This is a genomic window from Kangiella geojedonensis (assembly GCF_000981765.1).
Classification (GTDB): domain Bacteria; phylum Pseudomonadota; class Gammaproteobacteria; order Enterobacterales; family Kangiellaceae; genus Kangiella; species Kangiella geojedonensis.
In genome coordinates, this window is record NZ_CP010975.1 from 1848542 (window position 1) to 1872833 (window position 24292).

Below are 24292 nucleotides of genomic sequence, written 5' to 3' on the forward strand. Positions count from 1 at the left end.
ACCATCTTTTAGTTTTTTCTATATTAATCAATCACTTAACTTGTTAACCAAAGCATAATATGGTCATCTAAAACCCTTTGCACAGCTCAAAGCCTTATAAATTAAGGCTTATGTGGCAGTTGTGGATTTCTATCAAAAATAATGTCATGTAACCAAATGTATTCATCACGAAAATCAAGTCATTTTTGTTTTTTTTTCACAGGTAAGTAGTCACTTACCGGTTACGGTTCAAGTTCTTTAAAATGAGAACTGGTACTACCTATTAAATAACCAATGTAGTCTTTAAAATCTGAAATAAAAAAAAGCCCAGACCAAGGGTCTGGGCTTTTCAGTTTTATGACTAACTGATTTCTTTATTTAGTGAAGCGCTGTCTCGCGAATAGGCCTAGCAACACTAGCAGTAACCAGTTGGCGCTACCACCACCTGAACCACCGTTGTCACCAGAGCCACCGTCTGAGCCATCACCACCTGATCCACCACCAGAAGTTGCCTGAGCTTCGACTTCAACCTCGACCTCTTTTTCTACTTCCGAGTTACCGTCGCTAACAATAACAGTAAAGGTGTAAGAGCCTTCGGTTAAACCCGTTACCCTTGTTGAAGCGCTTGCAGGGTCTTCAATAGAGCCTTCGCCACTCCACTGGAACGTTAACTGTTCACCATCAGGATCATAACTCGCTGAAGCGTCTAGCGTCAGAGCGTCACCTTCGGTAATCGACATCTCATCCGACGCCAACACAACCACTGGTAAGTCATCTACCGGGCCAACTGTTACTAGGAAGCTTGTGCTTGCCTGGTCGGTTGGTTGATTGTCGTCTGTCACGGTGACGGTCACTTCAGTAGTACCACTAAAGTTTTCGTTTGCCGTGATGTCGAAAGTCGAGCCATTGTCATGGCCGTGTACTTCAGCGGTAATACCTTCACCGGTTACGCTGATAGTGTTAGAGACGTTGTTGTTATCCATGTAAGCCACTTGGATGTCTTCAATCGTCCCTTCTTCCATCATTTGCTGATCGTTGATACTGAACAGCGTGATGTTTGATGGTGCCTTCAATGAAGCGGTTAATAGCTTAGTACCTACGCCATCTAGCTCCAAGCTTGCATTAACATCAAACTCTTGGCCAATCGCTTGTGGTGACACTTTCACTTGGAATGCCACTTCAAACGCAGTCACTTCAGGTCCGTCATAATCAAAACAAATCGTCATGTCATCACGTAAGAAGTTATGCAGCTGACCTAGACCATCGTAGTCAGGGATAACACTTTGATTGATATAACCATCAATCGGTTTGCCCGCCCATGGGCTTGCACCACCGTGAACGCCCGCTGTAGCTAGGTTTTCAACTGTAGAGTTTTGCTGGAAAGGCGAACCATTACCGGTGTAATTACCGAAGGTCATATTGTCATAAGCATAGACCATCTCAAAATCGCCAGTCGCTGAACTGTAATCACGCGCTAGAATCAGCTGAGCATCGACTGATGTGGTTGAATTTGGATTTGGTCCATAACCTTCACAGCCACGGAAACCACAGTTTTCACCCTGCAAGTGCTGTAGGTTATCCCACTCAATTAAGACGTGTGTACCTTGGTTTTTCTCATCGACCAATTGCACAAAGCTGATACCAGAAGCTTCTGCTTCAACACCCGTATCAATATACGGCGCGCCGAACTCAAGTCCAGCAGAGGCAAAACCTGCCACGCCATACCAGAATACACCCATATTGGCGAACGATGGAGCCTTGTAGTTTTCATTAAACGCCATATTTGCGTAAGCACCGAAGAAGCCTGGAGCGGCGCCATGCAGGTCAACCATACCGTTAGCCCAGATGTAGAGGCTGTTGGTATTGAATATACTACTATCGTAGTAGTTATATAGCGCATAGCTCTCACCCGACGCCGAACGATCATCCTGATAGATTTCGTTTAACGTGACTTGTAGTGCAGAATCACGGTTACTTTCAGGAGCATTTTCAAGTGGCGTAATACCGTAGTCATACAGGTTCACATAACCGCCATCACCAACAGGCGTACGACAGCTAGCATCAGTCAATGAGTTTGTAATTAAATACTCACGCTGACGATCACGGCTATCCGGTTGTGTTCCTGAAACCGTGAAGCTATTGCCTTCTTGCGTCACTTCTGCCGACATAAAACGGTTATCAGCCATGTGCACACTACCAGGCACTAATTCTAGCCCTTCAGGAATCTCAGAGCTTAGATTAAAGTTACGATCTGCACCGCTCATGTTAGGGTTAACAGAAACTTTAACGTCAATCACATCTCCAACGACCGCACCTGACTGGCTGGCTTCCATATTGATGCCGTTTTGTTTACGCACGAAGTTAGTTGCGACTAAACCAATATTACTAGGATTATTTGGATCAGTACCGAACTCTACCGCTGAATAATATTTCTGATTCTCAGCAAAGCTTGAGTCATCAAGGCGAAGCGTTACATCATAGAAGGAACCGTCTTCAGTGCTAACTGGCGCGTCAACGGTTAAGTTGTTCGCCACATTATCCATGACAACAGCTGTCGCTACCTTATGTTTGAAGATTGCGTTCTCGTGACCATAGCGAGCACCACTGTTGTAGTTATGCTCTTGCCAAACGACCCAATAATCGCCAGCTTCCGGATTTGGAATATTACACCAGTCCATTAAATCTGAAGAGCTAACAACAGATTTACAAATGACTTCGTTATCATAATCAATCACGCCATCTTCATTAGCGTCGATACCCAAATAGATACCAGCATTACCCTGAGGGTCGGTATACTCATTAGGGTTAATCGCCGCGCCACTTTCAATAACTTCCGCCACAAAACGCTTAGCGTTTTCTGGAACCGTTACCCAAGTCACGTGAACTGTATCAATAGTGTCGTCAGATTCAAATAAGTTACTGCCTTGACCGTTATCGCGCTCAACCAACTCAACCTCTTCAATATTTGCCAATACTGGCTCATAGGCTGTCGCCGTTAGCGCTGGAGCATGACCAAAGGCTAAGTTATTGATGTTGTGGCTGCTTTTTTCTGAGAAAACGTTGTATTCAACAGCTTCTGGTAGTGTTCCACTATCGAGTTCGAACTCAACATTCATCGCCGCTGCTGGCACAGACGGGTTTTCATGGACTAGGTTAACTTTACCGAAAACCGAAAAGCCACGAGGTGACGAGTAAGAGTTTTGAGAGTTGACCCAAGAGCCGGTAACGATAATGCGTTGAGTTTCACCTGCTTTCAGGCTGAAGGTGCTTGGAGATGCTTCAAGCTTTACACTGTACTCATCAGTTTCAGAGGTTACAGTCCAAGTGCCATCAACAGTTGCCGTTACTTCACGAACCCAGCTGCATGACTGGTAGCAAGCAGAGTCAATCATATTTGGCGTATTCAATGCACCAATATTACCGCCCTGGTGTGGGTTTGCAGTCGTGTAGTGTTCTACTGGCACATTCATGATCAAGCCTGAGTGAATCGCTTTATCCACTTGAGCAATACCTGAACCGTAGAACCATGGGTTTGTCATGTCAGGACGACCGAATCTGTCACCTACATTGTCGTTTGCAGTTAGCTGCAGCGCAGACATCACTTCTGAAGGTGTCCACTCTGGACGTGCTTGCTTGATTAGCGCCAATGCACCCGCAATATGTGGGCTCGACATCGAAGTACCACTGATTGCGTTAAACTCAGTTGGAGAAGCGTACTGTGTAAATGGCTGATCTTCTGAGTAAGCTGAGTAAATGTTAGAACCTGGAGCTGTAATTGATGGCGCAGGTACTTCACGATACTCTTCTAAAAAGGCGTGACCTTTTGAGCTGAAAGACGACATTGCATCGACATACGTCTCTGAAGTAGTTGAAGTCGTTTTAGTTGCAGGAATCGTACCCTGATGTCCATCAGCATCACTTAGCCAATTAACCATCGCTGGACCATCGTATCGATCCATTTGCACCGTAGGAATGCTGTATGGAAGATTCACGTAAAAGTCTTGTGATGTGTCCGCTGTGTTATAAATCACAGCCGCCGCCGCACCACCAGCAGCAACGTTCGCTGACTTATCCAATAATGGCGTTACGCCACGCTCACAAAATACAATCGCGTCAGCAGGGAAAGTGCCAGCCGCAAATGGATTAGAGCACAAACCATCGCCATAGTTTGAAGCTAAAACCATAGGACCCGTAACCGATTCAGCTAATACGCCATTAATATCGGTTTGTGAACTGCTTGGTATCGAGCTGCCGTTATAGCTTAAATTCTCTAATTGCTGTCTAGTTTGTACCGTAAAAGAACGTCCATGCTGGCTCGATGCAACTGATAACAACCAAGGAGAAACATGGTTAACCGATTGGTATGCACCAGCATTACCCGCTGAAGCTGCAACGTTTATGCCTGCTTCGTGAGCAGCAAGAAAGGCTTGTTCAACAGGGTCATTGTGCGCATCATAACCACCAGAAATTGAGTAGTTAATAACATCAACGCCATCTAAAATTGCCTGCTCAATGGCTTGTAGCGTACCACTGGCAGGACAACCAACCCACTTATCACCACTATTACCTGGGAAACATACTTGATAAGAGATAATGTTTGCATGAGGTGCAATACCCGACATTTGAGGAATCGTATATCCGGTCTCAATCCCTTCATGCGTTTGCGTGAATGCTGGGAGTTTATACGGCACATCATATAATACGTTACCCGCAGCAATACTTGCTGTATGTGAACCGTGTCCTTGGTAATCTTCACCATTTTCTGGGCGTGACTGATCAAACTCAGGATCCGTGAATGCTTGAGTAATGTTTGGTGTTGACCAAACGCCAATCAACTTATCGTTACAAAGGTTGGCAAACGCTTCGATACTACAGTCATGAAGGAAGTTACCAGAACCCAGTGGGTTTTGAACCGTATAACCATCATCACCTGTTGCCGCAAACGATGGGTGCTGTGAGCTGATTCCCGTATCGATCACACCAATCAACATACCTTCACCCTTAAGACCATCAGGGTGTGCGGCAAAACTATTGTCAGCCCACACAGCAGGAGTGTTGGTTCGCTCAGGAGCAACATCCATCAAAAGTTCATGATTAACATCACGAGAAATATAAGCAACATCGCTCAACTTTGATAAGCGCTTTGCTTCTTCTTGAGTCATTTCAGCCACAACAGCATTAATCGCAATTTGGTGTTGCTGCTTAACATTTAAGCTGACACCAGCAGCGCTAGCTTTGCTCACAAAGGCGCTTTGTTTGCTTTTTAATGTGTTTGTGTACGACGTCACCGCCGGATTAGACTTCAAACTTGAAGCTCTCGGCCCCATTTTTTGATTAGTGAAAAGCTGCTTAGTCGCGCCTTGTCCATTGGCATCGCCAGTGTACATAGCTGCGGGAGCATCTTTTAACTGAATAATATAATTGTGTCGGCCAGAAATGTTATCTTCTGGTTTAAACTTAACTGCCGGTGACAGCTTTATATTGGCACCCATACCTTCCAGAAGGTGATTCGGCTGAGCTTTTTGGCTACTGCTTTCAACCCTAGCTTTTACTGCCTCTGGGCTGATATTAATAGGCTTAATTTGATAGGTGTTCCCCATCCCACTTGCAGTCGCTGCGATACCTGCTGAATAAAGAGCAGTTGCAACCACCGAAGCGATCGTCAAAATTTTCACGATTAGACTCCTATAGATATTGATTACTTTTTTTAAGCGAGCAAAGGTATATCACATAGATAAACTTATTCAGGAGTGATCATTTGTACGAATTTGTACGCGCAACCAGCAATCAATCGCTTCCGGCAACTTTGTACGAATTTGTACGAAAAGCCTTTACTGGTTGGACATGCATCAAAGCCGTTGCTAGACTAAATCCACTATAAAATTAGGTAAGTTCCGCCCCAAGACGGGGAACCATTAATGAAGCATTTATCCCTCACATTAACGCTACTACTCTCTACTTGGGTCTCTTTTGCAGAACCCGCTGAGATATCCATAGAAGCTATTGATAAGAATCCATCCGTTACTGAAACGACACAATCGGATGACATGAAAACTGCTGAGCAAGAAGTTGGCGAGTGGAACCTGTCCATCAGTATGGGCTATGGCAAAGTTGAGAGCATCATCAATAATGTTGATGACTATGAACTCTACCTGCTCCCTAGCATTAGTTATTACGGTGAACGATTTTTCCTCGAAAACACCACTATGGGCTATAGCCTTTACGAGGATGAAAGGCTTTACTTAGACTTGGTTGGTCGCCTTAACGAAGATGGTATTTATGTCAAACTTGAAGACTTTGGTGTTTTCTCAGCGCTAGGAATTCAACCGCCTCTTCGAAACCCAAGACTACCGCCCCCCTCTGAAGTCGAACGTGATATGTCTTATTTAGGGGGACTAGCAGCAAACTATCAGTTATCTGGCTTCAACCTTCGCGCAGGCTATTACCATGATGTCACTGATGTTCACAATGGCTATGAAGTCGACTTTACGGTCTCTAGAAACTTTACGTTGGCGGAAAACTGGTCACTCAACCTGAGCGCCAGCGCAAATCATAAAAGCAAAAAATTACTGAACTATTACTACGGCACAACGATTGGAGAAAGTGTTAATGATTTCTTCAGGTACCAGCCTAATTCATCAGGAACTAATTACTCTCTGTTTATGAGTTCAGAGTATGCTTTAAATAACAACTGGGCTTGGCAACTTCTATTCAAGCGTACCCTATTGTCCGAACAAATTAGGGACAGTAATATAATAGATACCGACCATACAGATACTTATTTCTTAGGGATGAAATATACGTTTTAGCTGCCTATGAAAAAAATGGGGATAACATCACACCTTATAACACTCTACATTCTATTAGGAATGTGTGCTGCTTATGCCCACCAAGACAATCCGTGGAAGATTCAACCTGAAGAAAATACCACTAAAGATGCTAATCTTGTTATAACGCCATCTATCTGCGTAATTAAAGAAGTAGGAGAGATATGTCAGCAAAAGCTGACCATCTTATTCACCAGCAAACAGCGACGTGACATCTGCATCTATAACTCTAGAGACGTAGAGCCACTTTGGTGCGATGGAAAAGTTAAAGAAGTCACCTTAGAAGTCAGCGTGAAGGTTAATTCCAGCATAAACCTGCTAGCTCGTGATAGTGACACTAACACTATCTTGGCAAGTAGCACCTTTTCACTCAACCTATTCCAACCAGTGAAAAAACGCCCGAAACGTCACTACGGCATAGGTATTTTATGAACGAGATTATTGATTGCAATATACTGCTCATCGAAGATGATCTTCCTTTAGCTGGATTGATTCAGGAATACTTAGATTCACAGGGCTATCAGATTACTCATATTGCTAAAGGGCTGGATGTTCACACCCTACCTGAAGAAAACAGCTATGACTTAATACTGTGTGATGTCATGCTTCCGGATATTGATGGTTTTAACTTGAGCAATATATTGGAAGAAAAGTTTCTCTGCCCGATTATTTTCTTAACGGCGCTGAGCGATGATGAAGACCAAATCAAAGGACTGGAGTTAGGCGCCATTGATTATATCGTCAAGCCTGTCGAGCCCAACGTATTGTTAGCCAGAATTCGGGCTAACCTCCGTAAAGCTCAAGCTCATGTTTCTCAAGATAAAATTGTCATCTCAGATCTGGTGTTGGACAAGAAAAACAAAACCGTTACGCTCGATAACCAGCTATTGGATCTGACCAGCCAAGACTTTGAGTTGCTTTGGATATTCGCACAAAATCAGGGAAAACTCCTGTCTCGTGAATTTTTATTTCTAGCCATTATTGGCCGCGAATATAATGGCTTGGATCGAACTGTTGATGCTAGAACCAGTAGATTAAGGAGCAAACTAGAAAGCTTTGCTATTCCAGGGCTGATTATTAGAACCGTATGGGGTAAAGGCTACTTATTCACTTACACTAAGTCGGCTACTTGACCCATGAAGTTTCAATTTTTCCGTTTTTACGCGCTGATTGTTTTAGCTGCTGCGCTATTAGTATGGTCCTTCAATCAGATATACCATGCTGTACAAGAGCCCGAAAAAAACTATCAGGTTGATATCGACTTTTTTTTCCAAGGGTACAATGCTACCAACAGTGACTCTAGCACCAGTCCCGACCTGCCTTTATTTCATACTATTGATGTTAATGCTCTAGCCTTACCAGAGGACGTTCAGGCAATGCTTGATGAAGGCCAGGTTATCGCCATAACCAACGATATAGGTGACACTTATTACTACAAGAGAAACCCTGACTCTAATGCTTTAACACAGTTCGGTCCCTTCAAAAATATTACAGAAGAGTCGAATATAGCGCCTTATATTATTCCTTTGTTCTACAGTAGCTTGGCGTGTTTATTGTTGCTATTGATGCGCCCTATTTTCAGAGATCTTCAAAGGCTCCAACAAGATGCAGCAGAGTTTGGGCGTAAGCCACAACCGATGAAAAGATCGATTAAAGAATCATCCAACATTTACCCCTTGGCAAACTCGTTTTACGGCATGTCGAATAAAATTCTCAATTTTATTCAGATGAATAAAGACCTCTCTCGCACCATATCTCATGAAATTAGAACGCCTCTAGCGCGGATGAAGTTTATGCTTGAAATCATTTCTGCCAATATAAAATCATCGCAAAAACAACGTATGCAAAATGATATCGCAGAAATTGAATCGCTGGTTAATGATTATCTTTCTTTTGCGAAAGTAGAAAATGAAACTGACAACATACATCGTGCACTATATTCCATGAAAGATTTTTTGCAGGATATTCACGAAAAGTTTTCAATTTATGAGCAGAACATAACAATTCATTGTCACAGTGATGACGTCAAGGTTTACTTTGATAAACAATCGCTGTCTATAGCCATTCAGAACTTACTGACTAACGCACTTCGGTTTTCGAAAGAAGCCATAAGTCTTGAATTTAAATTACATGACAATGTGTGTGTGTTATCCGTTGAAGATGACGGGCCCGGCGTCGGCGATAAAGGCGAAGCATTAATGCAACCCTTTAGCCGTGAAAACATTAAAGAGCAAAACCATAAGGGGTTTGGCTTAGGTCTCTACATTGTGCGCAAAGTTGCTATCTGGCATGAAGGTGAGTTTATTATTTCACAGTCAAATCAATTAAGGGGCGCTAAAATGCAACTCCGTTGGCCAAATCAACCCTAAGCAAAAAACCAGTAACTCAACAAAATTGCCGCGGTTATACCTGCCAAGTCTGCTAATAAGCCACACGATAAAGCATGACGTATGCGCTTAATCCCTACTGCGCCAAAATACACGGTTAAGACGTAAAATGTGGTTTCTGTACTACCTTGAATGGTCGCAACCATATAACCAGCAAGAGAGTCTACGCCCTGAGCTTCCATCGTTTCCAACATCATGGCTCTAGCGCCGCTACCACTAAACGGTTTCATCAGCGCTGTTGGGATAGCTTCCACAAATCTTGTGTCAAACCCTAAAGAGCCAAGCAGCCAACTAAGTCCTGATGCAAAGGCATCTAAGGCGCCTGATGCTCTCAAAGCGCCGATAGCAGTCAGCATTGCTACCAAGTAAGGAATAATCGTCACAGCTACTTTAAAGCCATCTTTTGCGCCTTCAACAAACTCTTCGTATACCGGTATTTTGTGCCTCCATCCATGCAGAAGAATCAACACAATCGCAGACATCAGAAGAAAGTTCCCTAAAGCAGAGCTCATAGCCGACATTTGATCTGCGGGCAGCGACAGTAATGCCCAAACCAGCCCTCCAATCAAGGATGCAAAAATTAAGAAATATAAGCCAATGACACGATTGAAAATCGATAGCTTCTGTACAAGAGATACTGCCAACAAACCCACAAATGTCGAGGCGCTGGTTGCTAACAGTATCGGTAAAAATATAGCCGCGGGATCCGCCGCCCCCATCTGGGCACGATAAAGCATGACGGTAATTGGAATAACCGTCACTGCCGACGTGTTGAGCACTAAGAATAAAATCTGAGCATTAGACGCCGTTTGTTTAACCGGATTTAGCTCCTGCAATTGCTCCATGGCACGTATACCCATCGGGGTCGCAGCATTGTCCAACCCCAGCATGTTAGCAGCCATATTCATGCTGATACTTCCTAGAGCAGGATGGCCATCTGGAACTTCTGGCATCAGCTTTCTAAACAATGGTGCTAACAGTCTAGCCAGCTTATTAACCAAGCCACTCTGCTCAGCAATTTTTAATAAACCTAACCAAAACGCTAAGACTCCAATTAGGCCTATTGAAATAGTGACACTAAGTTTCGCCATATCAAATAATGATTTTACAAGGTCAGGAAATGCTGCCTGATTACCTGCAAACAACCAATCAAATAATGATAAGGCGAAAGCGATGACGAAGAAGAAGAGCCAAATGATATTGAGCATATACGGTTATGTTTATAATCCCTGCTCTAAACTTAACCAAAATCCACTCGGGTGTAAATTCTTGTTCTAAAATAAAAAAGGCACCTGATAAAGTGCCTTTATGCTCAAACCATTACTGTCTAATTATTTACGACTCTACTTGGAAACTTCAGCATGAAGCTCGTTTATCGTCTTACTAGGAGCTCAACTCTGAAACTTTCTAAAACAATACAAATCTTACTATGACCGGACTACCTTAAGGACTTACTATTCCTATTATTTCTTTTCTTGTCCTGCACAGAAGTATCTAATTTATTCTGACCAACTGGGCCACTGACTACGAATATCACAGCTTTCTTATCGCCGGCGTTAAACAATTTCTCTAAACGAGTTTGTTCTTGTGGCGTTATTGCTCTATCAGCAACGTAACGCTTTGCTTTTTTGCTACTCAAGGTATTATCTAGCTTGAGCTTAACACCAAGTTCTTTTTGTATTTGGCTCTTTATCTTGAGACCTTTACCAGCAGTCTCTAAACTTGAGCTATTAATTAGAACTAACTTTGTCGGCTGTTTTTCTAGCTCAACAGTTCGTAACTGGGCGCTTTGAAGGCTGGCTCCTAGTGTCAACGCTATGAAAGCACTTATGATTTTTACCATCATTCTCTCCATCTAGTAATCGGTTGGATCAGCACTGTATTCGACAGGAACGGTAATAGTTACTTGCTCTCCTGCAGCCACATTAACGGTAACGCTGACACTGGTTCCGCCAGCAGCACCTCCACTAGCGCTATTACAACTCGAACCAGCCGCAGACGGCGTACAAGACCAGCTACCGCTCAAAGTTACACCCGATGGCAGGTTATCACTAACCAACAAACCAATCGCATCGCTAGGGCCTGCATTGCTTACAATAATCGTATAAGTGTCCGTTCCACCAGGGATAAAGTCATTGCTGGATGATTTGGTGACTGAAACATCAACTACCCCAGCATTAATATCAACCGACGCCTCATCATCATCCGCAATACCATCGGCAAGATCGTCAGTTGCTAAACCACTTCTGAACTCTGAATCAGGGTCGATACGATCCGCATTTATAATTTCAGCTTCATTGGTAATAACACCTGCTGTATTCGGGCTAACCACAATATCTAATGTCGCAGAGGCGCCATTGGCAAGAGTACCCACAGTCCAAATACCCGATCCTGAAGCAAAACTTCCTTGGCTTTCGGTTGCCGATACAAAGTCCAGTTCAGCAGGAAGTAAGTCGCGAACTTGGATATCGTTTGTGGCATCAGGACCATTATTAGTAACCGTCAAAGTATAGGTGACATTTTCACCAACATTCGGATTACTATTATCAACAGTTTTTGTTAGCGAAAGGTCTGCTTGTGGGACACAAACCACCATTTCCATACCGTCACCGCCCGCTCCTTCTAAACCAATACCGTCTAGACCTAAACTCAAGGTGGAGTATTCACCTTGATAAACCACTGACCCAGCAGCGGTTCCGGTGGCCGTATTAGTGGATGACTCAGTATTTGCTGATACCACCAGCATGTCACGCTGGAACGTATTATTCGTATAAGTCGCAAAATGACCAACCCCGGCTAGCCTGCCAAGAGTTACTCCAGCGGTGTTAATACCCCATCGCGATGAATTTGTAACACCGGCTCCAATACCACCAACCCGATCGATATGAACGATGGCATTATTTACCGTTCGTCCACCAAAGCTGATATCCATAGTGCCTTCACCACCGGGGTCATTGTCATTAACCACGCCATCTGAATTGGTCGCTTGGTAAACTGGTTCGAAACCATTCGCTCCTGGTGTTGGGTCCCATTCGAACAGCACACCTAGTGAAGTACGGCCTTGAACCGCAGCTGAGCTCCAAGCGTTGATCGTATTCATGGTGTCTGAGCTAAAAACCCAACCAGCAGGGCCTGTATCGGTGGTACTAATGCTGACAGGTATAGCGCCTGCAGTTGCCTGTGGTGAGGCGCCTAAATTTGACCATGCATTAGTCAAGTTTGCATCAGAGCAGGTTTGTGCCGTAGTACCCGTAGGCGTGTCGCTAATGGTAAAAACATTGGTAGAGGTTACTGAGGTTGTCGTTGTGACAGTGCCGATATTAGTACCATTTACTAACACCGTTAGGGTGCCACCTCCGTTCCAGCCATCACCGAAATCATCGTACATGACGATTCGGTAGTTACCAGAAGGGACATTATTAAAGGTATAGTTCTGTGAAAAAGACGTGTTAGCCACTGCAGGCAAGGTACAAAAACCCGGCACACAAATAGCATTTTCACCACCGTAACGCGTAGTCACTAAATTGCTGTTAATTATCTCCGTGGTGTTGCCATCACCATCACGATCAGCTACGTCGACAGCGGTGTTGTAGAACTCAATTCGGTTTTCTTGTGACCACTCTGGCCAATTGACCTGAAATTCAACTGTAGCCGACTCTACCCTTACGCAGGTCAACAACAACATAAGAAGTATAAACCCTTTATATACCGCCTTGCTTACGACCATTACCCCTCCGGCAAATTATAACATTACGTATACTAATCACATTTTAGTGAAATCAATTTCTAAACATCTATCTTCAATGCGTATTTGCCTTAAAAGATGCATATTTGCATTAATATTTTTAATCTAAAAAACACTTTACAATAGATATTCTAAGGATATTTTTTAGCAATACAATACAAATATTGTAAACATTTTATATATTAAGACGTGAAAATATGGTGAATAAATATACAGTTAGTTTTGTTTTCGCTATAATTCGCGCCCACTATTTAGCCCCTATGTTCTGGCAACACTCATGCAAGATAAACGCAAGACTTTAGAATTTAACAAACTGCAAAAACGTCTTCGTCGAAACGTCGGTAAAGCGATCATGGATTTCTCGATGATTGAAGAAGGCGATAAGATCATGGTCTGCCTATCTGGCGGTAAAGATTCGTACACATTGCTCGATATCTTGATGAACTTACAAAAAAGTGCCCCAGTCAACTTTGATTTAATCGCCGTCAACCTTGATCAGAAGCAACCGGGATTCCCTGAAGAGGTTCTTCCAAACTACCTGGCTACGCTCGATATTCCCTTTGAGATTATTGAAGAAGATACATACAGCGTCGTAAAACGTGTTATTCCAGAAGGCAAAACCACTTGCGGGCTTTGCTCACGCTTACGCCGAGGCGTCATTTATGGCTGGGCAGAGCGTAACGGTATTACCAAGATCGCTCTAGGTCACCATCGCGATGACATGATCGAGACCTTATTCCTCAACATGTTTTTTGGTGGCTCAATGAAGTCTATGCCACCAAAGCTAAAAAGTGATGACGGTAAGCATATCGTGATACGCCCGCTAGCTTACTGTAAAGAAAAAGACATTGCGAAGTTTGCACAAGCCAGACAGTACCCGATCATTCCATGTAATTTATGCGGCTCACAAGAAAACTTGCAGCGCCAGAACATCAAAATGATGCTTCAAGACTGGGATCGTAAGTACCCTGGTCGTATTGAAACAATCTTTAAAGCCATGAGCAATGTCGCACCATCACATCTGGCAGATACTGAACTGTATGACTTCCAAGGACTCACCCAAGACGTACTGAGTCACAAAGCTGGTGGCGATACCTTATTCGACACACCGGACTTTACGCCACGACAAGAAGAGGAACATGAAGAAGAAGGTTCTGATACAAACAGTATCCAGTTCGTCAATATTGGGTAATATCATGATCTCAGGAGAGCGCTCTTCTGAGATCGCCCCTATCCATAGGCGTCAGCTATCTGTAAAAGCAAGGCCCCACCTTCTAAAAGCACTTCCCTTCTATAAAACGCTCAGCAAACACGCCATAGAAGAAAACTATTCGCCTCAGATTCAATCCTTGCTAAGATGGTCGGATGAGTTAACTAACATCTTAAACAATGATGATGAAAGCAAATCCCGCAGAAACACTTGAGCAATTTAAACAAGACTTCCCAGTGATCCTGCCTATCCGCGTTGCATGGGGAGAAATGGACGCCTTCCAACACGTTAACAATGTCAGTTATATTCGCTATTTTGAAAGCGCCCGTATCGCCTATATGGAAGCGATGGGGATGGAAGCAAATATTAAAACCTCTCCGGTTGGCCCAATTTTGGGTGATATCTATTGTCGTTACCGTCGCCCAGTCACTTATCCTGATACTTTACACGTCGGCACAAAAATCAGTGAAATCAATGAGTTTGGTTTTGTCATGGAGTACCAGGCATTCAGTGAAAAGCAAAATACAGTCGCCACCTTGGGCCACTGTAAAATTGTGATGATTGACTATCGTTCGAATCAGAAAGTCGCCGTTGAAGGCGAGATGCTGGATAAGATTCTTACCCTACAACCAGATTTAGGGTAACTGACTTCTCCTCAATAGCATTCAAAGGGCGTGCATAGACGCGCCCTGTCCTCCCCTTAATTGACTCTTACTTTTAGACATATTCTGTAACGATTAGTCTATTCCCGTCACTTCCACTCCCTTTTAATTCTGGTAGTATGTTGGGCTAGCACAAATTCTTATTTCAAAAACAAAACGGGTGTCACTATGAAAAAACTGATTATAAGCTCAGTGTGCTTAGCAGTTTTAGCCGCTTGTAACTCTGAGAACCCTCAGAAAGAGCAAGCGACTGAAACCGCAAAAGCACAAACCAGTGAGCAAGCTAAGGTTGAAGCGTCAGATAAACAAATGTCTGAAAAGAAAGTCATTTCGGGGATTGAAACAAAGTTCATTGATAAATCCGTCCGTCCTCAAGATGATCTCTTCCGCCACGTTAACGGCAAGTGGCTTAAAGAGTTTGAAATCCCTGCGGACAAATCAAACTACGGTTCTTTTACTAAGTTAGCAGAACAAGCAAAAAAAGATGTTCGCGCTATCATCGAAGAAGCGGCTCAGACTAAGGCTGAAGATGGTACAGAAGAGCAACAAGTTGGTGACTTATTCGAAAGCTACATGAACACTGATAAGCTTGAGGAATTAGGTACATCACCGTTACAGCCTGAGCTTGATCGTATTGATGCGATTAAGGATCTATCAGACTTATCAGAGTACCTTGCGTACGCACAAATGGTATCAACATCACCATTTAGCACTTACGTCTATGTCGATGCCAAACAGCCTGACACTTACATCACGCAGATGAATCAAAGTGGTTTAGGCCTTCCTAGCCGTGACTCTTACCTAAAAGAAGATGAAAAGAGTCAAAAAGTTCGCGACCAATACGTTGAGCACATTGCTAAGATGTTTGAACTGGCAGGTGTTGAAGGTGGCGAAGATAAAGCTGCAACAGTCATGGGCTTGGAAACCTCAATCGCCCAGAAACATTGGCCAAAAGAAAAGTTACGTAATCCTGTCGCTCGTTATAACAAAATGAGCTTTGTAGATTTGCAAAACACCTTATCGAACCTAGACTGGGATCGTTGGCATAACAACTCTATGTTAGGCGACATTGAAAACGTCATTATCGGTCAGCCAGATTATTTTGCTGCGCTAAACGATATGTTTAAGGAAGTGCCACTTGAAGATTGGAAAACTTACTTTAAATGGCATGCGATTACTAACAGCGCAAACTTCCTTAACGCAGCAATCGAACAAGAAAACTTCCGTTTCTATCAAGGTGTACTGAGCGGTGTTGAAGAACAAGAGCCGCGTTGGAAACGAGGTGTTAACGTCATTAACGGCACACTAGGCGAAGTTGTTGGTAAGATTTATGTGAAAAAACACTTCAAGCCAGAAGCTAAAGAGCGCATGGTTGAGTTGGTCGAAAACCTACGTCGCGCTTACGCTCAAGGTATCAAAGAACTTGAGTGGATGGGCGAAGATACTAAGAAACAAGCTCTTGATAAGCTCAGCAAGTTCACACCAAAAATCGGTTATCCTGATAAGTGGAAAGACTATTCAGACTTAGTGATTAAAGATGATGACCTTTATGGCAACATGACTCGCGCCGCGTTGATGCAAGTGAAGAAAAACCGCGAAAAGCTGGGTCAACCAATTGATCGCACAGAATGGTTTATGACGCCACAAACGGTTAATGCTTATTACAACCCTGTAATGAACGAAATCGTTTTCCCAGCGGCTATCCTGCAGCCTCCATTCTTTAATATGGAAGCTGATGACGCTGTGAACTACGGTGGTATCGGTGCAGTTATCGGTCACGAGATGGGGCACGGCTTTGATGATTCAGGTGCACAATACGATGGCGACGGTAAGTTGCGTAATTGGTGGACGGAAGACGACCTTAAAGAATTCGAGAAGCGTACTGATACATTGGTTGCACAGTACAACAACTTCACAGTTCTTGATGGTGTTCATATCAACGGTGAATTCACTCAAGGTGAAAACATCGGTGACTTGGGCGGTTTAACCATTGCCTATAAAGCCTACCAAATCTCTAAAGATGGTAAAGAAGCTCCTGTAATCGACGGCATGACTGGCGATCAACGAGTTTTCTATGGCTGGGCTCAAGTATGGCGCCGTAAATACCGTGACGAAGAGCTTCGTAAGCGTATCGACACGGACCCTCATTCGCCAAGCGAATTCCGTGCTAATGGTACCGTACGTAACATGCCTGAGTTCTATGAAGCGTTTAACGTAGAACCAACGGATGAGATGTACTTAGCACCAGAAAAACGCGTTAAAATCTGGTAATAAACCAGCTTTCAACACAATTAAAAAAGCCAGAGCAATTGCTCTGGCTTTTTTGTATTAGACCGACTTGATTGCTAGGCGGTTAATTGCTGACGCGCTTCAGTGGCTGCATCCACCAAGTTTTTAAGCGCTGGCCGAACCTGATCCCAGTTACGCGTTTTCAAACCACAGTCAGGATTGACCCATAACTGGTCAACAGGAATGTGTTTAGCTGCTTGCTGAATTAATTCACTCACTTCGTCTTTCGTAGGAATACGTGGTGAATGAATGTCGTAAACCCCAGGTCCTATTTCATTCGGGTACTGGAAATCATTAAAAGTTTGCAGTAACTCCATGTCGGAGCGCGACGATTCAATGGTAATTACGTCTGCATCCAAACGTGCAATTGAGTCAATGATTTCATTAAACTCAGAATAGCACATGTGTGTATGAATTTGCGTGGTGTCAGCGACACCCGCCGTTGATAAACGGAAGGCATTGACCGACCACTCAAGGTATTGTGGCTGTTCGCTTTTACGCAAAGGCAATAACTCTCGAAATGCTGGCTCATCGATTTGGATCACATCGATACCGTTTTTCTCTAAATCCAACACCTCATCTCGCAGCGCCAACGCAATCTGATCGGCGATTTGAGGCGCCGATAAATCCTCGCGCTCAAACGACCAAGCTAGAATCGTCGTCGGCCCCGTTAGCATGCCCTTCACCTTTTTCTCAGACAAAGACTGCGCATACTTAGACCACTCAACGGTTATCGCTTGTTTCCGCGACACATCGCCATAAATAATCGGTGGTTTGACACAACGGCTACCATAACTTTGCACCCATCCGAACTGCGTAAAGGCGAATCCATTAAGCTGCTCACCAAAGTACTCCACCATGTCGTTTCGCTCAGCTTCACCATGCACCAAAACATCTAAACCGATAGCTTCTTGCTCATGGATCGCTTGTTGAATTTCTTGCTGAATAGCTTGGGTGTATTGCTGCTCATCAATTTCTTTTGACTTAAAAGCTCGACGAGCTTGGCGAATGCTATCTGTCTGTGGGAACGAACCGATGGTCGTGGTCGCTAACAGTGGGAACCGGAAGTGTTCACGCTGAGCATTCTTACGCTGTGCAAATTCAGATTTGCGCTGACGCTCTAATTCGCTGATTGCCGCAACACGCTGCTGTACATTAGAGTTGTGGACACGGGACGATGATTTCTTTGATGCAACTGCAACGTCACTTGCTTGTAGAGACTCTTTTATAGCTTCACTTCCGTGGTTTAAGGCCTTGCTTAAGTCTGCAACTTCCTGTACTTTTTGCTCCGCAAAAGCTAACCAAGATTGTAACTCGTCATCCAGTTGTTGCTCACTATTAAGATCCACTGGGCTGTGAAGCAAGGAACAACTGCTAGACACCCAGAGATTATCACCATAGCGCTCTTTGCTTTGCTTCAGGGCATCTAAGCTGCTTTTTAAGTCATTACGCCAGATGTTACGACCATTCACAATTCCGACTGATAACACTTTAGACTTAGGCCAATTTTGAGCTACTTCCGCTAACTGTTCATTGCCACCACTCACCAGGTCCAGATGCAACCCATCTAAAGGTAACTCTGCGATTCGGTCAAGCTTATCAGTGATATGACCAAAGTAGGTCGTTAATAATAGTTTAACGCCAGCATCAGCGCCAAGCTCGGTGTAAGCTTGCGTCACCGCATTCACCCAGCTGTCGTCTAGGTCTAAGGCTAATATCGGCTCTTCAATTTGCACCCACTCAATGCCCTGCTGCTCTAAGTGGTTTAACAGTTGCTGATAGGTTTTCACAAGCTGTGGCAACAAACCTAATTTATTAAAATCAGTTTGATCTCGTGATTTACCCAGCCACAAGTAGGTGACAGGACCAATTAACTGCACTTTAACTTTGCTCGACAGATCTTTAGCTTGATCAATCTGTGGCTGTAATAAATCCAAGTTTAGTGAAAACTGCTGCTCTTGATTAAATTCAGGGACAATGTAGTGATAATTGGTGTTGAACCACTTGGTCATTTCGCTGGGCTGAACCTGAGATCCTTGCGGCGCAGAGCCTCTCGCAATGCGGAAGTAATTATCAAGAAGGTTATCAGCCTTTCCGTTTTCGAAACGTTCTGGAGTGACCCCCAGTAGAATTGAAGTATCCAAGACCTGGTCATAAAACGAAAAGTCGCCAACGGTTAACCAATCGATGCCTTTATCTAAAGCTGTAGACCAGTTTTGTTGACGTATAGAGTGAGCTACCTGCTGCAACTCTTCTTGCGAAGTCTCCTCTCTCCAGTACTTTTCCAGTGCAAATTTCAGTTCGCGCTTCGCACCAATACGCGGTAATCCTAACAAGTGTGACTGTGCCATTTATGCATCCTCAGCTTAATTCTCAAAGAGAAAGAGCCCGTAGGCTCTTTCAAAATCCAACACAACATCAAAAGATGTTTAGACGTCTAAATGGCTATTATCATTATTTATCGTATAAAAGCAACCTTATTTGTAAACTAATTGGACTAGCACTTGGTAAACAATTGACCAGCTCACATTCACCATTATTCAGCCGAGTAAGTCACTCGGTAGATCTTGCCAAAACCATCATCAGAAATCAGAATTGAGCCGTCTGGCATTTGGATAACATCATTCGGGCGGCCTTTGACTTCACCATCGATTAACCACCCCGTCACGAAGTCGCTTTGCGATTCAACCTTTTGCCCATCCAATGTTAAGTGGACGACCTTATACCCAACCTTGGTGCTGCGATTCCAAGAGCCATGCTGAGTCACCAACATGGTGTTTTTGTATTCTTCCGGGAACATATCTCCCGTGTAATAGAGCATACCCAGTGGCGCTACATGCGCCTGAAACTCCCATGCCGGTTTTGTGAACTCACGATCTCCAAGCTTGTCGCCAAATGCAGGGTCCATGAAATCCTCTCCATGTACATACGGAAATCCAAAAAACCCACCAAGTTCAGTGACACGATTCAATTCACAAGCAGGTTCATCGTCGCCTAACCAGTCGCGGCCGTTATCCGTAAACCACAACTCTTTGGTTTCAGGATGCCAATCAAATCCCACGCTGTTACGAACACCCGTCGCCACGACTTCACGCTCAATCTCTTCAGCATCAACATCAATACGGATAATTAAACCATAGCCTTCATCATCACAAACGTTGCATGGCACACCAATTGGAATATACAACTTACCGTCTGGGCCAAACTTAATGTATTTCCAGCCATGATGACTATCGTCAGGCAAGTTGTCATACACCACTTCCGGCTCTTGTGGGTCTTTGTAATGCTTATCGATATCTTTGAATCTTAGAATTTTATCGACTTCCGCCACGTACAAGTCACCATCTTTAAAAGCTATTCCACTGGGCATAAATAAATCTTCGATGATGGTGTAAACCTTATCGGCTTTAAAGTCACCGTCTGTATCTTCAACGGCATAAACTTTACCCGCCTTTCGCGTTCCAACATAAACCACTCCTGAATCTGATAACGCCATCTGTCTCGCGCCTTCTACCTCAGGCGCAAATAGTTCGATGTTAAAATTTTCAGGGACCACAGCAGCCTGCATATTGCTTGCAAGCAATAAACCTAGCGCAGCAAAATATTTCATCAATAATCTCCACTAAACAACATTTAATACAGAATAAAACGTGTGAAGCATAAATAGCAAATTCTCATCCATAAAGTGACAACACCGCAGACATAAAAAAAGCGACCCGAAGGTCGCTTTGAACTCTAATCGACTTACTTCAAGTGTTGCTCAAAGTAGTCCGTAATCGTATTAAATACATGAGTCCGTGTTTTCTGTCCCCAGATGGAGTGCTTACTGCCCGGGTAATTCATCATGTCGAATGATTTATTGGCATCCTGCAAAGCTTTAAACAACTTGGTACTGTTGGTAAACAACACATTATCATCGGCCATACCATGAATAATCATCAAATCGCCTTTTAAACCATCAAGATACGGGAAGACATTACTCTGCTCATAACCTTCCTGATTATTCTCAGGGTGGCCTAAGTAACGTTCCGTATAGTGAGTATCATATAAATACCAGTCCGTCACCGGCGCTACTGACACACCGACTTTAAAAACATCTGGCTCTTTAAACATACTCATAATGGTCATGTAACCACCATAAGACCAACCGAACATGCCTATTCGTTCTGGATCGACAAAATCTAGAGTTTTTAGGAAGTCTACACCTTTAACCTGATCAACAACTTCGACATCACCCAGTTTACGGTAAATCGGATCTTCGAACTTCTTGCCACGATTCCATGAACCACGGTTATCCAACGAGAAAATCACGAAGCCACGGTTAGCCATCATATGGTGCCAGTAGGTGTTACGAGCGCCCCATGTGTTGGTAACACGCTGTGCATGTGGCCCACCATAAACATCAACCACTACAGGATACTTCTTGCCCTCTTCCATGTTCGTTGGCTTGTACAAGCGGTAATGCATGAGCTGCCCATCTTCTGCTTCAATGGTTCCGAACTCTGGCTTAGGCGCTTGTTGATAATACTTAAAGTAGGGATGGTCGCTATCCAGTTTATTTTCTTCTAACCAAGTTACTAGCTCACCGTCCGCTGTCCTCAAACTAACTTGAGGCGGCTGCTCAACCGATGAAAAGTAGTCTACAAATAACGACATATTCTTTGAGAAACTAACGCTATGAACACCTGCTTGGTCTGTAATTTTCTTGATTTCACCTTCGCCATTCATCGGAACTGAGTAAAGATGTTGCTCTAAAGGAGTTTCTTTGTTGGCATCAAAATAGACCAGACCTTTTTCTTCATCTACGCCATACAAATTATCAACAACCCAATCGCCCTCGGTTAATTGGTTAATGAGGTTTCCTTTTAAGTCATACAAATACAAATGACGGTAGCCGCTGCGCTCAGAGCTCCACACAAACGCATTGTGGCGCTTTAAGAAATAGAGATCTTTAGTCAGGTTAATCCAAGTATCAGATGTTTCCGTTAAAACTTCATGCGACTTACCGGTTTCGGCGTCAGCAAACATGAGCTTCAAGGTTTGCTGGTCACGGCTTTGCCATTGAAACGATACACGATTTGAGTCACGCAGCCATTTTACGCGAGGGATATAGATGTCGGTTTCTCCACCAATCTCTTGTGGAGAAGTGTCAACCCAAGTCGTTTTACCGCTCTCCAAGTCCAGCACACCAAGCTTGATTAACACATTATCGTTACCCGTGCTTGGGTAACGTTGTTCAAACACTTCAAAGTCTTCAGCATTAATTTCATAACGTTTTTCAATGTTGACCGGTGTTTCATCGACCTTCAAATAAGCTATCTTTTTGCTGTTCGGCGACCACCAGTAACCCGTCAGACGTCCCATCTCTTCTTGCGCCACGAACTCAGCCATACCATTCTTGATTGGGCCCTCGCCATCCATGGTTAACTGGCGTTCTTCACCAGTTTCAATATCAATCATGAAAATGTCTTGGTCGCGAATAAAAGACACGCTTTTACCATCAGGCGACAACTTGACATCAGTTTCATAGGCATCTGTCTTTGTCAGCTGCTTAGTAGCATCGCTTCCCGACTTGTTTAGGTCATAAACAAAAATATCGCCGCCAAGTGGGAATAATAGGGTCTCGCCATCGTCGCCCCAGTAATAGCTAATAATACCTTTAGCAAACAAGCGCATGCGCTCACGACGAGCCTTCTCCTCAGCTGATAAGTTTTCTTCACCAGGCATCAAATCCGCTGAATCAACCAGCATACGAGACTGCTGGTCTGCTAAATTGTATTCCCATAGGTCCAAGCGCTCCTGCTCATCTTCCTTCCCTTTTAAGAAAGTCACACGCTTACCATCAGGTGATAATTTAACTGAGCGTGGCGCTGGCCCCGTTAACGACGGATCGGCATAAATACGCTCGACCGTTAGTTTGTCTGCAGAGCGGTCATCTGCCTTTACACTATTCATCATGCTAGCTCCAGCCAAACCCACGGCAGCACATGCCAATAAGGACTTAACATAACTCATAACCTTATATTCCCCATAATTTTCAGATATGGCATCATAGAATTTACCGCACTAACAATCAACGCTGTTTCAGTCGGAATTATTTCAATACAAGTGCCGGTAATGGCTAGTCTCAGCTAGTGATTTATTACATAATGCGGACTTTATGTCAGTTCGAGAGTCACTATGCATACTGTATCCGGTCGCTGGCAATTGGGCCTTGCTTTATCGCTCACCACAGTCTTCCTGTGGGGATTACTTCCTATCGCCTTAAAAGGTGTGTTGTTACAAATGGACGCTGTAACGGTTACTTGGTACCGCTTCGCCGTTGCCGCTATTTTCGTTTTCATTTACATGGCAGTGCGCAAAAGAATTCCCAACTTTAGAGACCTCAAAGGTCTGATCGGCATTCTAATGCTTATCGCCATATTTGGCTTATGTGCCAACTATGTGTTCTATTTGTTTGGGGTTGAGAAAATCACACCGAGCAGTGCGCAGGTCATGATTCAGACAGCACCTATGTTTATGCTGCTGGGCGGCTTGGTTGTTTTTAAAGAGAGCTTTAACAAGTGGCAGTGGCTTGGTTTTTCGTCTTTTGTAGTCGGTTTGGTTCTATTCTTCAATATGCGCTTTGCGGAAATTCTAAGCAATTTAGACGGCGCTTATACCGTTGGTTTGTTTTGGATGTTGTTGGCAGCAATTACCTGGGCCGCTTATGCTTTGGCCCAAAAGCAGCTATTGAATACCTTTACCTCGAACCAAATCATGTTCATCATCTATATCACCAGCACCATTATCCTAGTGCCTTGGAGTGAGCCGAGTCAGGTCGTGTCGTTAAACGCTATTGGTTGGGCGCTACTCACCTTTTGCTGCTTAAACACTATTGTGGCTTATGGCGCTTTCGCTGAAGCGCTGGCCCACTGGGAGGCCTCACGAGTCAGCGCTATTTTAGCGTTAACCCCACTGGTTACGATCATGTCGATGAAAGTGGTTGCTTACTTCTTCCCTGACTACCTTCCGGATGAGCCTATGAATGCCTTGAGTATTGTTGGCTCTATTATGGTGGTACTAGGTTCAGCAACTACTGCTGTAGCCGGTAAGAAAAAATCTAAAATTATAAAAAAATCACCATCACCTTAACCCATTACGCTAGTCCAGACACAAAAAAGGCTTCCCGCGGGAAGCCTTTTTATTAACAG

Annotated in this window: 15 protein-coding genes; 8 read left to right on the top strand and 7 right to left on the bottom strand. The window is 43.8% G+C overall.

Annotation, left to right across the window (positions count from 1 at the left end; genetic code table 11):
- Positions 1 to 353: 353 nt before the first annotated feature.
- Positions 354 to 5654 carry a S8 family serine peptidase gene (locus TQ33_RS12155; protein WP_046561650.1) on the bottom strand — a complete coding sequence of 1767 codons (5301 nt, stop codon included), beginning with the start codon at positions 5652 to 5654 and terminating at the stop codon, positions 354 to 356.
- 243 nt (positions 5655 to 5897) lie between these two features.
- Here TQ33_RS12155 and TQ33_RS08365 point away from each other — a divergent pair, with 243 nt between their 5' ends.
- The 4 genes from TQ33_RS08365 to TQ33_RS08380 are packed head-to-tail and all read left to right on the top strand — an operon-like array spanning position 5898 to position 9175.
- Positions 5898 to 6788 carry a MipA/OmpV family protein gene (locus TQ33_RS08365; protein WP_046561651.1) on the top strand — a complete coding sequence of 297 codons (891 nt, stop codon included), beginning with the start codon at positions 5898 to 5900 and terminating at the stop codon, positions 6786 to 6788.
- A gap of 15 nt (positions 6789 to 6803) precedes the next feature.
- The gene (locus TQ33_RS08370) at positions 6804 to 7238 is read left to right on the top strand and encodes a DUF3019 domain-containing protein (RefSeq protein ID WP_169745469.1); all 435 of its coding nucleotides are present in this window, start codon (positions 6804 to 6806) and stop codon (positions 7236 to 7238) included.
- Positions 7235 to 7939: a response regulator transcription factor gene (locus TQ33_RS08375; RefSeq protein WP_046561653.1), complete on the top strand. Its 705-nt coding sequence runs from the start codon at positions 7235 to 7237 to the stop codon at positions 7937 to 7939. Before TQ33_RS08370 ends, TQ33_RS08375 begins: the two co-directional genes overlap by 4 nt.
- Before the next feature lie 3 nt (positions 7940 to 7942).
- Positions 7943 to 9175 (top strand): sensor histidine kinase, encoded by a 1233-nt coding sequence (locus TQ33_RS08380; protein WP_046561654.1) that lies wholly within the window; start codon positions 7943 to 7945, stop codon positions 9173 to 9175.
- Here the strand turns inward: TQ33_RS08380 and TQ33_RS08385 are convergent.
- The 3 genes from TQ33_RS08385 to TQ33_RS08395 all read right to left on the bottom strand — a co-directional run bounded on the left by TQ33_RS08385 (position 9172) and on the right by TQ33_RS08395 (position 12920).
- Positions 9172 to 10401, bottom strand: a complete 1230-nt coding sequence (locus tag TQ33_RS08385) for a nucleoside recognition domain-containing protein (protein WP_046561655.1) — start codon at positions 10399 to 10401, stop codon at positions 9172 to 9174. The two genes, TQ33_RS08380 and TQ33_RS08385, sit on opposite strands and share 4 nt — an antisense overlap.
- A gap of 230 nt (positions 10402 to 10631) precedes the next feature.
- A complete protein-coding gene (locus TQ33_RS08390) occupies positions 10632 to 11039 on the bottom strand; it encodes a hypothetical protein (RefSeq protein WP_144405968.1) in 408 nt (135 codons plus the stop codon).
- A 9-nt stretch (positions 11040 to 11048) separates the two neighbouring features.
- Entirely contained in the window at positions 11049 to 12920 is a 1872-nt protein-coding gene (locus TQ33_RS08395; RefSeq protein WP_084616963.1) for a DUF11 domain-containing protein, read from the bottom strand.
- A 295-nt stretch (positions 12921 to 13215) separates the two neighbouring features.
- Here TQ33_RS08395 and ttcA point away from each other — a divergent pair, with 295 nt between their 5' ends.
- The 3 genes from ttcA to TQ33_RS08410 all read left to right on the top strand — a co-directional run bounded on the left by ttcA (position 13216) and on the right by TQ33_RS08410 (position 17081).
- Positions 13216 to 14130 carry a tRNA 2-thiocytidine(32) synthetase TtcA gene (ttcA, locus tag TQ33_RS08400; protein WP_046561658.1) on the top strand — a complete coding sequence of 305 codons (915 nt, stop codon included), beginning with the start codon at positions 13216 to 13218 and terminating at the stop codon, positions 14128 to 14130.
- A gap of 197 nt (positions 14131 to 14327) precedes the next feature.
- A complete protein-coding gene (locus TQ33_RS08405) occupies positions 14328 to 14792 on the top strand; it encodes an acyl-CoA thioesterase (RefSeq protein WP_228640103.1) in 465 nt (154 codons plus the stop codon).
- A 186-nt stretch (positions 14793 to 14978) separates the two neighbouring features.
- The gene (locus tag TQ33_RS08410; protein WP_046561660.1) at positions 14979 to 17081 is read left to right on the top strand and encodes a M13 family metallopeptidase; all 2103 of its coding nucleotides are present in this window, start codon (positions 14979 to 14981) and stop codon (positions 17079 to 17081) included.
- A gap of 74 nt (positions 17082 to 17155) precedes the next feature.
- On the opposite strand, the gene metE is transcribed toward TQ33_RS08410, so the two are convergent.
- The 3 genes from metE to TQ33_RS08425 all read right to left on the bottom strand — a co-directional run bounded on the left by metE (position 17156) and on the right by TQ33_RS08425 (position 23057).
- Positions 17156 to 19450 carry a 5-methyltetrahydropteroyltriglutamate--homocysteine S-methyltransferase gene (gene metE, locus TQ33_RS08415; protein WP_046561661.1) on the bottom strand — a complete coding sequence of 765 codons (2295 nt, stop codon included), beginning with the start codon at positions 19448 to 19450 and terminating at the stop codon, positions 17156 to 17158.
- Between the two features lie 185 nt (positions 19451 to 19635).
- Positions 19636 to 20709, bottom strand: coding sequence for a PQQ-dependent sugar dehydrogenase (locus TQ33_RS08420; protein ID WP_046561662.1), 1074 nt, complete (start codon positions 20707 to 20709; stop codon positions 19636 to 19638).
- A gap of 134 nt (positions 20710 to 20843) precedes the next feature.
- Positions 20844 to 23057 (bottom strand): S9 family peptidase, encoded by a 2214-nt coding sequence (locus TQ33_RS08425; RefSeq protein ID WP_046562403.1) that lies wholly within the window; start codon positions 23055 to 23057, stop codon positions 20844 to 20846.
- A 222-nt stretch (positions 23058 to 23279) separates the two neighbouring features.
- Between TQ33_RS08425 and TQ33_RS08430 the strand changes: the two genes are divergently transcribed.
- A complete protein-coding gene (locus tag TQ33_RS08430) occupies positions 23280 to 24233 on the top strand; it encodes a DMT family transporter (protein ID WP_046561663.1) in 954 nt (317 codons plus the stop codon).
- Positions 24234 to 24292 lie beyond the last annotated feature (59 nt).

Coding starts and splice junctions, on each gene's coding strand:
- TQ33_RS08390 (WP_144405968.1), bottom strand. CDS start 11,039: ATGATGGTAAAAATCATAAGTGCTTTCATAGCGTTGACACTAGGAGCC.
- TQ33_RS08405 (WP_228640103.1), top strand. CDS start 14,328: ATGATGATGAAAGCAAATCCCGCAGAAACACTTGAGCAATTTAAACAA.
- TQ33_RS08410 (WP_046561660.1), top strand. CDS start 14,979: ATGAAAAAACTGATTATAAGCTCAGTGTGCTTAGCAGTTTTAGCCGCT.
- TQ33_RS08430 (WP_046561663.1), top strand. CDS start 23,280: ATGCATACTGTATCCGGTCGCTGGCAATTGGGCCTTGCTTTATCGCTC.
- TQ33_RS08425 (WP_046562403.1), bottom strand. CDS start 23,057: ATGATGAATAGTGTAAAGGCAGATGACCGCTCTGCAGACAAACTAACG.
- TQ33_RS08365 (WP_046561651.1), top strand. CDS start 5,898: ATGAAGCATTTATCCCTCACATTAACGCTACTACTCTCTACTTGGGTC.
- TQ33_RS08375 (WP_046561653.1), top strand. CDS start 7,235: ATGAACGAGATTATTGATTGCAATATACTGCTCATCGAAGATGATCTT.
- TQ33_RS08370 (WP_169745469.1), top strand. CDS start 6,804: ATGGGGATAACATCACACCTTATAACACTCTACATTCTATTAGGAATG.
- TQ33_RS08420 (WP_046561662.1), bottom strand. CDS start 20,709: ATGAAATATTTTGCTGCGCTAGGTTTATTGCTTGCAAGCAATATGCAG.
- metE (WP_046561661.1), bottom strand. CDS start 19,450: ATGGCACAGTCACACTTGTTAGGATTACCGCGTATTGGTGCGAAGCGC.
- TQ33_RS08380 (WP_046561654.1), top strand. CDS start 7,943: ATGAAGTTTCAATTTTTCCGTTTTTACGCGCTGATTGTTTTAGCTGCT.
- ttcA (WP_046561658.1), top strand. CDS start 13,216: ATGCAAGATAAACGCAAGACTTTAGAATTTAACAAACTGCAAAAACGT.
- TQ33_RS08395 (WP_084616963.1), bottom strand. CDS start 12,920: ATGGTCGTAAGCAAGGCGGTATATAAAGGGTTTATACTTCTTATGTTG.
- TQ33_RS08385 (WP_046561655.1), bottom strand. CDS start 10,401: ATGCTCAATATCATTTGGCTCTTCTTCTTCGTCATCGCTTTCGCCTTA.